Genomic DNA, 13342 nt, shown 5'->3' on the forward strand with positions numbered 1-13342 from the left:
TATTAAGAAACCGTCTGGCTCTGTGGAGCCTCAGCGCGTTTTTCTGCTGCGCTAAAGGCCCGGGCACGACGCCAGGTGAGCAGCACGCCGGTGATATAGATGGCACCAATCACCACGAATCCCACCACGTTTTGCCAGGTAAAGAGCTGGATCAGCAGCCAGGTGACGGGCGATCCGCCCTGGTCCATCGACGCCACCATCCCGCCCGCTTTCAGCGCGCCGGCATTCTCAGCCAGCCGGGTGTGCAGGCCGATGGTCTGGGTGGCGATCCACAGGGTGATGCCCATGATAATGACGCCGGAGATCAGGGTGCGGAACAGGTTGCCCTGATGCACCGCCACCGCCATGGCGACAAAGAAGCCGATGGTGGCGAGGTCGCCAAACGGCAGGACCTGGTTACCCGGCACCAGCACCGCAATCAGGATGGTCAGCGGGATAAAGATCAGGCTGGCGGAGACCACCGAGGTGTGGCCCAGCAGCAGCGCCGGATCGAGGCCGATTAAGAACTCCTGCCCGCCAAACTTCGCCTGCAGACGCTTACGCGCATGTTTGGCAATTGGGGTGAGGCCATCCATGATCGGCTTGATGACGCGCGGCATCAGCAGCATCACCGCGGCGGTTTTTACCGCCAGCTGCAGGACATTTTTCGCGTCGTAGCCGGCCAGCAGACCGATGACCAGCCCCATCACGAAACCGACGGTGACCGGTTCGCCAAAGGGACCAAAGCGTTTCTGCACGTCGTCGGCGCTGAAGTGGATGCGCTTCAGTCCCGGGACCTTCTCAATGAGCGTGTCGACCAGCACCGCAATCGGGCCAAGGTAGGCGGAGGAGCCGTGCGGGATAGCAATCCCTTCGAGGCCGAAGAACTCCCGCGTGTCTCTGGCAAACCAGTCCCCCAGCTTGTAGACAAAGGCCGCGTGGAGCACCACGCCGAGGATCCCGAGCCAGTAAGAGCCGGTCGCCAGATGCAGCATCGCGCCGGTAAAGGTCATGTGCCAGATGTTCCAGATATCGACATTAACCACGCGGGTCATGCGAGTGACCAGCATCAGCACGTTGACGCCAATCGCCACGGGGATCGCCACCAGCGCAATCTGCGAGGCCCAGGTCATGGGCGATGAGCCCGGCCAGCCGACGTCCACCACGTGAAGGTTAATCTGAAACTGTTCCGCCATCGCTTTGGCCGCCGGGCCGATGGAGTCGAGCATCAGGCCGATCACCAGCCCGATCCCGACAAAGCCAATCCCGATATGCAGACCGGATTTAAAGCAGTCGCCCAGCTTCATCCCCAGCAGCTTCGAGAAGATGATGATAACGATGGGCAGCATGACCGTCGGTCCCAGATCGAGGATATACCGCATGATTTCGGTAAACATGATCTTACCCCTTGAGGATGGTCAGGATTTTTTGCTGCAGGGCATCAATGCCGACGCCCGACACAAATGGCATGCCGTGAACCACCGGGATGTCGCCAAAGGTACGGTCGACTTTCGCGGTGGTGCAGATCAGATCTGCGCCATCCATATAGGTTTCAATTTCGGTCACCCGACACTGGACCAGATCCAGGGTGATGTTGTGGGCGTCACACAGCTCTTTGATCTCTTCGGCGGCCATGGTGGAGGTAGCAACGGCGCCGCCACAGGCAACGATAATTTTGCGTTTCATAGGGTACTCCTTCTTATTATCAGTCTGTTATGAGGCACGCTTGCAGGGTTCGGCCATCAGGATGGCCTCCTCAAACAGGGCCTTTAGCTGGTGCTCCGGCGCGGTCAGCAGCGCCTCCAGCAGGGTCGGGTTTTGCAGCTCACTAAATAACCGGCGCAGCAGGGTGAGCTGCGCCGCAGGGTTTTCCACGATCAGGGCGATAATCAGCGACACGGCAATCTCCGCATCGTCATCCGCCTGTTGAAAATGCACCGGCTTGTTCGGACGGATCAGGTAAAGTGCCGGCTCTTTGGCGTGGACCGCCTCACAGTGCGGGATCGCCACGGCATGTCTTTCCAGGGCGATACCGGTGGGGAACACCGCCTCCCTTTCCAGCAGTGCGGCAGGGTAAGTGGCATGGACCACCCCCTTCGCCAGCATCTCCTCGCCGATATGAGCCAGCGCCTGCTGGCAGGTGGCAAAATCAATGCCGGTACGGACAAACAGTTTGCTCATGGTTTCTCCGGGGTTCAGGCGGCGTCAGGGGCGCAGCCGTAGCGGTACGCGCGTAACACGTCCTCTATTTTGTCGATGACCAGCGCCTGCGGTGTTGGGGCGAGGGCCCGGGCGGTAACGCGTTCAAACTGCACCGGCAGGTACTGGCTGATCAGCCCCAGCGGCAGGGTCAGGGTGTCCAGGTTAGCGAGCAGCTTGTCCACGCTCTGACGGATCCGCGGGTGCGGCCAGTAGTAGCGGATGCGGTCTGACAGGCTAAAGTGAATATCCACCATCGCCTGGCTCCAGGTCGGGCGATAGTACTTTTTCCAGTAATCCGGCTCGTTGAGCATCACCTCGTCGATCACCTCCAGCACGCGGCTGCGGTTTTCGGGGGCGATCAGCGCCGCTTCCATCTGCGCCAGGGCGAAAATCGCCTCGCGCAGGGCGAAGGTGAGGGCCGGGCCAACCTTCAGGATTGCAAAGTGATCCCGCACCAGCGCCCGGTACGCCTGTCTGGACTGGTAATCGGTGGAGTGGGCTTCATAGACCATCGGCGTCTGACGGATCCAGCCCGACAGCGCTTCGGCGGCCTGCGGCTGATAGTGGATGATCTGGGTGTGGTCGAACTCCACGCCGGGCTGCACCACGATGGCAATCACCCGGCTCATCGCCGCATCCAGTCCCAGCGCGTGGAATGCCGCCTGATGTGTTTCAAGGGTACGGGCGGCATCCTCCACCCGGGTGACATGCACGCTGTCGATGCTGCTGGCCTCGCCGCCCGGCACCGGCACTTCGGTGCCAATCACATAGGTCAGCGCCGCCTTCTGCGCGTCGGAGGCGTTCTCTTCTGCCGCCTGGCACAGCCGCGCCGCCCGCTGAGCGACTACCACTGGATCCAGGGGCACGGGATCGTCGGCGCAGGACATCGACGCATCGAGATGGATTTTGCTAAAGCCCGCAGCCACGTAAGCCTGAATCAGAGCGACAGCTTTCTCCATCGCCGTGTCTGCGGGCTCGTTCTGCCAGCAGTTGGGCCCCAGATGATCGCCGCCGAGGATCAGTCGCTCCTGCGGGAAGCCCACCTTTTCGGCGATATTCAGTACAAAATCGCGGAAGTCCTCCGGCTTCATGCCGGTGTAACCACCATATTGATTCACCTGATTGGACGTGGCTTCGATCAGCACGCTATTGTCGCTCGCCAGGTCAAAGCGCAGGGCGGCTTCAATCACCAGCGGGTGCGCTGAACAGACGGAGCAGATGCCGAGATGCTCTCCCGCCTTATGGCGGGCAATAATATTTTTCACCGTTTCCTCCGGGTCGTGTGGGTCAGAGTTTGCCTTCGCAGCCGCAGTCATGAATGACTTTGCGGACCACCTCTTTCATGGCGGCTTTGGCGGGGATCATGTAGTGACGGGGATCGCTGGCCTCGGGGTGATCGACCAGGTAGCTTTTCAGGGCGTCAGAAAATGCAATCTTCAGCTCGGTAGCGACATTCACCTTGCAGATGCCCAGATCTATTGCCCGGCGAATGTCGGCGGCAGAAAGACCCGAGGCACCGTGTAGCACCAGCGGTACTTCTACCTGATGGCGGATCTCCGCCAGACGTTCAAAATCAAGCTTTGGCGTGGCGGTGTAGAGGCCGTGGGCGGTGCCGATGGCGACGGCAAGGGAGTCGATCCCGGTCAGCGCTACGAACTCACGGGCCTGCTGCGGATGGGTATAAAGGGCGTCTTTGCTGTCGACCACCAGGTCATCTTCCTGACCGCCGAGTCGCCCCAGTTCTGCCTCGACGCTGACGTCATAGCGGTGGCAGTAGTCGGTAACCTTTTTCACCAGCGCCACGTTGTCGGCAAACGGCAGGTGCGAGCCATCTATCATCGCCGAGCGCACCCCCGCCTGCACTTTCTGCGCGATATCCTCGAACGTTTCGTGATGATCGAGATGGATCGCCAGCGGCTGGTTGTACGTTTTTGCCAGATCGCCCGCGATAGCTACGATGTTGCCGAGCCCGGCATAGCTGAAGGTGCCTGGCGTCCCGGCGACGATCAGCGGCGAGCGCAGCTCGGCGGATGTCTCGACGACCACCTGCAGCGTTTCGAGATTATGAATATTGAATGCCGGAACCGCGTAACTTTCCCGCTGGGCCTTGCTGAGCATCGCTTTGGTCGAAATGATGTACATCCTTCCTCCGAAACCTTTCGTTTGTTTTCTTCGAAAGAAGATATAGTGTTTCGGAATGCTTTTTTGTGATTGAACTCGTAAAAACGAAAGAAGCGAAAGTGAAAGGAAGGTTGCGAAAGAACGAAAGGCAAAAAAAAAGCATGGCCGGAGCCATGCTAAAAGAGGTTTACTGCAAACTCAGGTCACTGGTGCCGGGTTAAACACCGCCAGCTGGTTATGTAATCCCCATTGATCGGAGAAAGTTTTCTTCCGGCCGCTTGCCACGTCGAGAATGAAGTGGAACAGCTTCCAGCCCACGTCCTCAATGCTCTCTTCGCCGGTGGCGATAGTGCCCGCGTTGATATCCATCAGGTCAAACCAACGGTTCGCCAGCTCGGTGCGGGTCGCCATTTTAATGACGGGTACCGCCATCAGACCGTACGGGGTGCCGCGCCCGGTAGTGAACACCTGGACGGTGATCCCGGAGGCCACCTGCTGGGTGCCGCAGACGAAATCGCTGGCTGGCGTGGCGGCATAGATCAGGCCGCGTTTGGTTGGACGCTGGCCCGGAGAGAGTACCTCGACGATGGCGCTCTGGCCCGATTTGGCGATAGAGCCGAGGGCTTTTTCCACCACGTTCGCCAGGCCGCCTTTCTTGTTGCCCGGAGACGGGTTGGCGCTGCGGTCGGTTTTGCCCATGTCGAGATAGTTATCGTACCAGGCCATCTCTTCCAGCAGGCGTTTGCCCACCTCTTCGTTGATGGCGCGCGGCGTGAGCAGGTGGATCGCATCACGGACTTCGGTGACTTCGGAGAACATCACCGTGGCGCCGCAGCGCACCAGCAGATCCGAGGCATAGCCTACCGCCGGGTTGGCGGTCACGCCGGAGAAGGCGTCGCTGCCGCCGCACTGCATCCCTACTACCAGCTCAGAGGCCGGACAGATTTCACGCTTGCGCTGGTTCAGCTTCGCCAGATGGCGTTCGGCGACCTGCAGAATGTCATCCACCATGGAACGGAAACCGACGTGCTGCTCATCCTGCAGACGCACGATGCTGGCGCTGTCCACCGGAATGGCCTGGGTATCTTCGGTGCCCTGCAGCAGTTTTTCTGGCACCAGTTTTTCGCAACCGAGGCCAACGACCATCACTTCACCGCCGAAGTTCGGGTTCAACGCAATATTGTGGATGGTACGGATTGGCACGATGGCCGCCGGGGCGTTGATCGCCACGCCGCAGCCGTACAGGTGGTTCAGACCCACCACGCCGTCGACGTTCGGGTATTTTGGCAGCAGGTCGCGCTCAATGATTTTCACCACGTAATCGACCACCCCCGCCACGCAGTGGACGCTGGTGCTGATGCCAAGCAGGTTTTTGGTGCCGACGCTGCCGTCCGGATTGCGGAAGCCTTCGAAGGTATAGCCTTCGAGAGCTGGCATTGGCTCCGGTACACGGGTCGCCAGCGGTAGGGTGTTCAGCGGCGGTGCTTCCGGCAGGGCGACGAGCGACTCGTCAATCCAGCTACCCTGCGGGATCGCCCGTACGGCATAGCCGATGACTTCGCCGTAACGCACAATTTCGCCCTGCGCCGGGATATCGACCAGCGCCACTTTATGACCCTGAGGAATATGCTCGATAAGTTCGAGCCCGTCCGGGAAACGCGTTCCGGCTTTTAATCCCTGATCGTTAACAATAATCGCCACGTTATCGGTGTCGTGCACCTTAATATAAAACGCGCCCGGCGACGTTTGTCGAATTTCGATGTCGGCCATTGTCCAGTATTCTCCAGCGAGTGGGGGATAATTAATTGGTCAAAGAGTACGTGTATTTTCTTGTTATCGGAAATAAAGACTCTGCTCAGTGGAATAAAGAATGTCAGGCGCGGACAATTAAAAACGTGATGGCGATCACTCATTTTTGACATTAGCCTGCGCATAAGGGAGGCAATCGCCAAATCTGTGCATCAGCGCCCAGGGGGTTGTGCATATGCTCAAAATAATATTCAAAAAACCTTCCACTATTAAGCAATGCAACAATGCGCGATACCGGGATGGTTGATTATACTCATTAACGATTTCATGGTATCGGATTAATTATCCGTATTGACCTGCCATTACTGAAATAATCAGGAATGCCTCTTTCTTAAATAATAAAAATAATTTCGCTGATGTACCAGAGGAAATAAAAATGTTGCTGGATACTACTGTTGAAACAAAAAAGGGTGCCCCTACCCGCTATTTAATATTGCTCATTATCTTTATTGTTACCGCGGTCAATTACGCTGACCGCGCCACGCTCTCTATTGCCGGAACGGAAGTTGCTAAAGAGCTGCAGTTAAGCGCCGTGTCGATGGGCTACATCTTCTCCGCCTTCGGCTGGGCCTACCTGCTGATGCAGATCCCCGGCGGCTGGCTACTGGACAAGTTCGGCTCGAAAAAAGTTTATACATACAGCCTGTTCTTCTGGTCGCTGTTCACCTTCCTGCAGGGCTTTGTCGATCTCTTCCCGCTGGCGTGGGCTGGCATCTCGATGTTCTTTATGCGCTTTATGCTCGGCTTCTCCGAAGCACCGTCCTTCCCGGCCAACGCCCGAATCGTGGCGGCCTGGTTCCCGACCAAAGAGCGCGGTACGGCCTCGGCCATTTTTAACTCGGCACAATATTTCTCGCTGGCGCTGTTCTCCCCGCTGCTCGGCTGGCTGACCTTCGCCTGGGGCTGGGAGCATGTCTTTACCGTGATGGGTGTCATCGGCTTCGTGCTGACCGGTCTGTGGGTGAAGCTGATTCATAACCCAACCGACCATCCACGCATGTCTGCCGACGAGCTGCAGTTCATTAAGGACGGCGGGGCGGTAGTCGACATGGACCATAAAAAGCCAGGCGACAAAGCGGCCAGCGGTCCGAAGCTGCATTACATCAAACAGTTATTGTCCAACCGCATGATGCTGGGCGTGTTTTTCGGGCAATACTTTATCAACACCATCACCTGGTTCTTCCTCACCTGGTTCCCGATTTATCTGGTGCAGGAGAAGGGGATGTCGATTCTGAAGGTGGGACTGGTGGCGTCCATTCCGGCACTGTGCGGTTTTGCCGGTGGCGTGCTGGGCGGGGTGTTCTCGGATCATCTGATTAAGAAAGGCAACTCGATTACCCTGGCGCGTAAGCTGCCGATTGTGCTGGGTATGCTGCTGGCCTCCTCAATCATTCTGTGCAACTACACCAACAACACCACGCTGGTAGTGGCCCTGATGGCGCTGGCCTTCTTCGGTAAAGGATTTGGTGCCCTGGGCTGGCCAGTGATTTCCGATACCGCACCGAAAGAGATTGTCGGTCTGTGCGGGGGTGTGTTTAACGTCTTTGGCAACGTAGCGTCAATCGTCACTCCGCTGGTGATTGGCTATCTGGTCAGTGAACTGCATTCGTTCAACGCGGCACTGGTATTTGTAGGCTGTTCCGCGCTGATGGCGATGTTCTGCTACCTGTTCGTAGTGGGTGACATCAAACGTATGGAATTGCAGAAATAAGCAAAGGTATAAGCGATGAGTAACGATATTTTCCCGAACAAATTTAAAGCGGCCCTCGCGGCACATCAGATTCAGATCGGCTGCTGGTCCGCGCTGGCAAGCCCAATCAGTACCGAAGTGCTGGGGTTAGCAGGTTTTGACTGGCTGGTACTGGACGGTGAACATGCTCCGAACGACGTCACCACGTTTATCCCGCAGCTGATGGCGCTGAAAGGTAGTTCCAGCGCGGCAGTAGTGCGAGTTCCGACCAATGAGCCGGTGATCATTAAGCGCCTGCTGGATATTGGCTTCTACAACTTCCTGATCCCGTTTGTGGAAAACGTCGAAGAGGCGGTGCAGGCGGTGGCCTCCACCCGCTATCCGCCTGAAGGCATCCGCGGCGTGTCGGTCTCCCATCGCGCCAACATGTTTGGCACCGTACCGGACTACCTCGTCCAGTCGAACAAGAACATCACCATCCTGGTGCAGATCGAGAGCCAGCAGGGCGTGGATAACGTCGATGCCATCGCCGCCACTGACGGCGTGGACGGCATCTTCGTCGGCCCGAGCGACCTGGCGGCGGCCTTCGGCCACCTCGGCAATGCGAATCACCCGGAAGTGCAGCGCGCTATTCAGCATATCTTTGCTCGCGCCAAAGTCCATGGTAAGCCGTGCGGCATCCTGGCTCCTGTTGAGGCTGATGCCCGCCGTTACCTGGAGTGGGGCGCGACCTTTGTTGCCGTCGGCAGCGACCTCGGCGTGTTCCGTTCCGCAACGCAGAAATTAGCCGATTCCTTTAAGAAATAACCACCCCTGAGAGAGAGAAACGTTATGACACTGAAAGTTGGTTTTATTGGCCTGGGTATCATGGGTAAACCAATGAGTAAAAACCTCATCAAAGCAGGTTACTCACTGGTGGTTGCAGACCGTAACCCGGAAGCCATTGCCGAAGTGATTGCCGCAGGCGCAGAAACTGCCGCCACGGCAAAGGCAATTGCCGAGCAGTGCGATGTGATCATCACCATGCTGCCAAACTCCCCGCACGTGAAAGAGGTGGCGCTGGGTGAAGGCGGCATTATTGAAGGCGCCAAACCAGGCACCGTGCTGATCGACATGAGCTCCATCGCCCCGCTGGCGAGCCGCGAAATTAGCGAAGCGTTAAAAGCGAAAGGCGTGGAGATGCTGGATGCGCCGGTCAGCGGCGGCGAGCCGAAAGCCATCGACGGCACCCTCTCTGTGATGGTGGGCGGCGACAAGGCGATTTTCGACAAATATTACGACCTGCTGAAAGCGATGGCCGGCTCCGTGGTGCACACCGGTGAAATCGGTGCGGGTAACGTCACCAAGCTGGCAAACCAGGTGATTGTGGCCCTCAACATCGCCGCGATGTCCGAAGCCCTGACCCTGGCGACCAAAGCAGGCGTTAACCCGGATCTGGTCTATGAGGCAATTCGTGGCGGCCTGGCGGGCAGCACCGTGCTGGATGCTAAAGCGCCGATGGTAATGGATCGTAACTTCAAGCCGGGCTTCCGCATCGATCTGCACATCAAAGATCTGGCCAACGCCCTCGATACCTCCCATGGCGTGGGTGCCCAGCTGCCGCTGACCGCGGCGGTAATGGAGATGATGCAGGCGCTGCGTGCCGATGGTCATGGTAACGACGACCACAGCGCCATTGCCTGCTATTACGAAAAACTGGCGAAAGTGGAAGTCTCTCGCTAACAAAGACGGGCGCGGGAACGCGCCCGCTATTTTTGCCTTAAGCGGTAACAGGCTATAACTATGAAAATCGTAATCGCCCCTGACTCTTACAAAGAAAGCCTGTCTGCCACCGAGGTAGCGCGGGCGATAGAAAAAGGCTTTCGGGAGATCTTTCCCGATGCAGAGTATGTTTCGGTTCCCGTAGCGGATGGCGGGGAAGGAACGGTTGAAGCGATGATTGCCGCCACCAACGGCACGATGCAGCACGCGGTGGTGACAGGGCCACTGGGCGAAAGCGTTAACGCCTGCTGGGGGATCTCCGGCGATGGCGTGACGGCATTTATTGAGATGGCCGCAGCAAGCGGACTGGTGCTGGTGCCTCCGGCCCAGCGCAACCCGTTGATTACTACCTCCCGCGGCACGGGCGAGCTGATCCTCGCCGCACTCGATAAAGGCGCGCGCAATATCATTATCGGCATTGGCGGCAGCGCCACCAACGACGGCGGCGCGGGCATGGTGCAGGCGCTGGGCGCAAAACTGACCGACGCCAACGGCACCGAGATTGGCCACGGCGGTGGCAGCCTGATGGCACTGAACAATATTGATATTTCGACCCTCGATCCGCGCCTTAAAAGCTGCGCGATCCGGGTGGCCTGTGACGTGAGCAATCCACTGATCGGCGACCAGGGTGCATCCCGCATCTTCGGGCCGCAGAAAGGGGCCACCGAAGCCAACATCGTCGAACTCGACAATAATCTTTCCCACTATGCAGATGTGATTAATACCGCGCTGCGTATTGATGTCAAAAGCGTGCCCGGTGCAGGCGCGGCAGGCGGCATGGGTGCTGCGCTGATGGCGTTCCTCGGTGCGGAGCTGAAAAGCGGCATCGAAATTGTCACCCAGGCGCTGAATCTCGAAGAGCATATTCACGACTGCACCTGGGTGGTGACGGGTGAAGGGCGTCTGGACAGTCAAAGTATTCACGGCAAGGTGCCAGTGGGCGTGGCGCGCGTGGCCAGCAAGTATCATAAACCGGTGATCGGTATTGCCGGCAGCCTGACTAATGATGTCGGCATTGTGCACCAGTACGGTATCGACGCGGTGTTCAGCGTCCTGACCAGCATCAGCACTCTTGAAGAGGCGTTCCGCGGCGCGTTTGACAATATTTATCGCGCCTCGCGCAATATTGCTGCCACCCTGCGGGTCGGGATGCTCACCGAAGGGTGACAGCGGGGCGCAAACCCTCTATACTGCGCGCCGAAGCTGACCAGACAGTCGCCGCTTCGTCGTCGTCCCTTTCGGGGGAGACGGGCGGAGGGGAGGAAAGTCCGGGCTCCATAGGGCAGGGTGCCAGGTAACGCCTGGGGGGGAAACCCACGACCAGTGCAACAGAGAGCAAACCGCCGATGGCCCACGCAAGTGGGATCAGGTAAGGGTGAAAGGGTGCGGTAAGAGCGCACCGCGCGGCTGGTAACAGTCCGTGGCACGGTAAACTCCACCCGGAGCAAGGCCAAATAGGGGTTCGCATGGTACGGCCCGTACTGAACCCGGGTAGGCTGCTTGAGCCAGTGAGCGATTGCTGGCCTAGATGAATGACTGTTCAACGACAGAACCCGGCTTATCGGTCAGCTTCACCTTCTTTAAACAACAACCCCGCTTCGGCGGGGTTTTTGCTTTTTGCATCCCCCGTCAGCTCTTACCTGCACACGTGTTTATATACTTCATCACAGATCGACATCCGTAATTGAAAAATACTTCAGGGGTGCTTCCCTGACAGATAATTAAGGATCGTGAGATGAAAAAGATTTTCCGTATCGCGCTGATGACGGCCGCCCTGACGGGCTTTATGGGCGTGGCGCAGGCAGCAGAGGTGACCACCGCACCCGCACCAGGCGAGGATCCGATCGTTCAACAGCTGAAACTCAGCAGCGAGCAGACCGCGAAGATCAAGGCTCTGCACCAGCAGCTGGAAGATAACGTCTATAAAATCCCGACGGACAACGTGAAAAATGGCACATTGATTAACGTGATCCAGTCAGGCAAGTGGGATGAAAAAGCGGTCAAAGAGCAGCTGGCGGCGTTCAGCCGTATTGAAGAGCAGGCGCGTTACTATCGCGTGAAATATTACTTCGATGTGAGCCAGGTTCTGACGCCGGAGCAGCGCGCCGAGGTCCGCTCGCAAATCGCTCAGGCGATGACTCAATAAGCGACTCACCCCTGACAAGGGATCTTCTACCCGCGCCTGTCGCGGGTTTTTTTATTTCTTGAAGTGCATCACAATTAGAAAATAGCCTCTCTTCTCATTTCATAAAGAGGATATTTTTCTCTGGATTGTCAAAAACCACATTAATGTTGTGACTTTTTTCTCTTCCTCTCCCGGTATGATTTTTCCATTCAAATAACAAACACCTGCATCTCTCTGACTCATTATCGCTGATGAGCGGATACCCATAAAAATAACTGTTTACCCTACAAAATAAGCGAGAGCCTAATGGATACGGCGACAAACAGCAGCGTGATTGTGAACGACTCCCCGGCGGCAAGACGGGCAGGAATGAGTGAAAGTGAATGGCAGGAAGCGATTAAATTCGACAGTACCGATACCGGTTGGGTCATCATGAGTATCGGGATGGCCATTGGCGCAGGCATTGTTTTTCTCCCGGTGCAGGTTGGCCTGATGGGACTGTGGGTTTTCCTGCTTTCCTCGATTATCGGTTATCCGGCCATGTACCTGTTTCAGCGGTTATTTATTAACACCCTGGCGGAATCACCGGAGTGCAAAGACTACCCGAGCGTGATTAGCGGCTATTTAGGCAAAAACTGGGGCATCTTGTTAGGGGCGCTCTATTTCGTGATGCTGGTTATCTGGATGTTCGTTTACTCCACGGCGATCACCAATGACAGCGCATCCTATCTGCATACCTTCGGCGTGACCGACGGTCTGCTGTCAGAGAACCCGCTCTATGGTTTATTTCTGATCTGTATTCTGGTGGCAATCTCATCGCGCGGCGAAAAGCTATTGTTTAAGGTTTCCAGCCTGATGGTGCTTACCAAATTGCTGGTGGTGGCTGCGTTAGGATTATCGATGATCGGCATGTGGCATCTGCATAACGCCGGGACATTACCGCCGATGGGGCTGCTGATCAAAAATGCCATTATTACGCTGCCCTTTACCTTAACCTCCATTCTGTTTATTCAGACGCTGAGCCCGATGGTGATCTCCTATCGCTCACGTTCGAAATCGATCGAAGTGGCGCGGCATAAAGCCCTGCGGGCGATGAATATCGCGTTTGGCATTCTGTTTGTGACCGTCTTTTTCTACGCAGTTTCTTTTACCCTTGCGATGGGGCATGACGAAGCGGTCAAAGCCTATGAGCAAAATATCTCTGCCCTTGCGATCGCCGCGCAGTTTATCAGCGGTGATGGCGCGGGTTGGGTCAAAATCGTCAGCGTGGTGCTGAATATCTTTGCAGTCATGACGGCATTCTTTGGTGTCTATCTCGGCTTTCGTGAAGCCACTCAGGGCATCGTCATGAACATCCTGCGTCGCAAAATGCCGGCGGAAAAAATCAATGAACGTACCGTGCAGCGCGGCATTATGCTCTTCGCCATTCTGCTTGCCTGGAGCGCCATCGTATTAAACGCGCCGGTGCTGAGCTTCACCTCTATCTGCAGCCCCATTTTCGGCATGGTGGGCTGTTTAATTCCGGCGTGGCTGGTCTACAAAGTCCCTGCGCTGCACAAATACAAAGGCGTGTCGCTGGTGATCATTATCATTACCGGGCTGCTGCTTTGTGTTTCTCCTTTCCTCGCATTTTCATGAGGCGCAATGAAGGTCGT

General features: G+C 56.9%; 12 protein-coding genes and 1 other RNA gene. 7 read left to right on the top strand and 6 right to left on the bottom strand.

The genetic code is table 11. The features are described from left to right. Positions 1-2 precede the first annotated feature (2 nt). The 6 genes from LG383_RS21865 to garD all read right to left on the bottom strand — a co-directional run bounded on the left by LG383_RS21865 (position 3) and on the right by garD (position 6072). The gene (locus LG383_RS21865) at positions 3-1376 is read right to left on the bottom strand and encodes a galactitol-specific PTS transporter subunit IIC (RefSeq protein WP_225760125.1); all 1374 of its coding nucleotides are present in this window, start codon (positions 1374-1376) and stop codon (positions 3-5) included. A 4-nt stretch (positions 1377-1380) separates the two neighbouring features. Next, positions 1381-1665 (bottom strand): PTS galactitol transporter subunit IIB, encoded by a 285-nt coding sequence (gene gatB / locus LG383_RS21870; RefSeq protein ID WP_225760126.1) that lies wholly within the window; start codon positions 1663-1665, stop codon positions 1381-1383. Between the two features lie 27 nt (positions 1666-1692). Beyond that, entirely contained in the window at positions 1693-2160 is a 468-nt protein-coding gene (gene gatA / locus LG383_RS21875) for a PTS galactitol transporter subunit IIA (protein ID WP_225760127.1), read from the bottom strand. 14 nt (positions 2161-2174) lie between these two features. Then, positions 2175-3446 carry a tagatose-bisphosphate aldolase subunit GatZ gene (gene gatZ / locus LG383_RS21880; protein ID WP_106994786.1) on the bottom strand — a complete coding sequence of 424 codons (1272 nt, stop codon included), beginning with the start codon at positions 3444-3446 and terminating at the stop codon, positions 2175-2177. Between the two features lie 22 nt (positions 3447-3468). After that, positions 3469-4323: a tagatose bisphosphate family class II aldolase gene (locus LG383_RS21885; RefSeq protein WP_225760128.1), complete on the bottom strand. Its 855-nt coding sequence runs from the start codon at positions 4321-4323 to the stop codon at positions 3469-3471. Between the two features lie 177 nt (positions 4324-4500). Then, positions 4501-6072: a galactarate dehydratase gene (gene garD, locus LG383_RS21890; protein ID WP_225760129.1), complete on the bottom strand. Its 1572-nt coding sequence runs from the start codon at positions 6070-6072 to the stop codon at positions 4501-4503. Positions 6073-6487: 415 nt separating this feature from the next. Here garD and garP point away from each other — a divergent pair, with 415 nt between their 5' ends. The 7 genes from garP (at position 6488) to LG383_RS21925 (ending at position 13325) form a co-directional block, all read left to right on the top strand. Next, positions 6488-7822 carry a galactarate/glucarate/glycerate transporter GarP gene (gene garP, locus LG383_RS21895; protein ID WP_225760130.1) on the top strand — a complete coding sequence of 445 codons (1335 nt, stop codon included), beginning with the start codon at positions 6488-6490 and terminating at the stop codon, positions 7820-7822. Between the two features lie 15 nt (positions 7823-7837). Further along, a complete protein-coding gene (garL, locus tag LG383_RS21900; protein ID WP_166184175.1) occupies positions 7838-8608 on the top strand; it encodes a 2-dehydro-3-deoxyglucarate aldolase in 771 nt (256 codons plus the stop codon). Between the two features lie 24 nt (positions 8609-8632). Further along, on the top strand, positions 8633-9523 hold the full coding sequence (garR, locus tag LG383_RS21905; RefSeq protein ID WP_225760131.1) for a 2-hydroxy-3-oxopropionate reductase: 891 nt from the start codon (positions 8633-8635) through the stop codon (positions 9521-9523). A 60-nt stretch (positions 9524-9583) separates the two neighbouring features. Next, positions 9584-10729: a glycerate 2-kinase gene (gene garK, locus LG383_RS21910; RefSeq protein WP_225760132.1), complete on the top strand. Its 1146-nt coding sequence runs from the start codon at positions 9584-9586 to the stop codon at positions 10727-10729. 32 nt (positions 10730-10761) lie between these two features. Next, positions 10762-11139: RNase P RNA component class A (gene rnpB, locus LG383_RS21915), an RNA gene on the top strand. A 158-nt stretch (positions 11140-11297) separates the two neighbouring features. After that, positions 11298-11708 carry a Spy/CpxP family protein refolding chaperone gene (locus LG383_RS21920; protein WP_106994779.1) on the top strand — a complete coding sequence of 137 codons (411 nt, stop codon included), beginning with the start codon at positions 11298-11300 and terminating at the stop codon, positions 11706-11708. A 285-nt stretch (positions 11709-11993) separates the two neighbouring features. Beyond that, a complete protein-coding gene (locus LG383_RS21925) occupies positions 11994-13325 on the top strand; it encodes an amino acid permease (RefSeq protein WP_106994778.1) in 1332 nt (443 codons plus the stop codon). Positions 13326-13342: the final 17 nt, after the last annotated feature.

It is taken from the genome of Leclercia sp. Marseille-Q4284 (assembly GCF_916618945.1).
GTDB classification, from domain to species: Bacteria; Pseudomonadota; Gammaproteobacteria; order Enterobacterales; family Enterobacteriaceae; genus Enterobacter; species Enterobacter tamurae.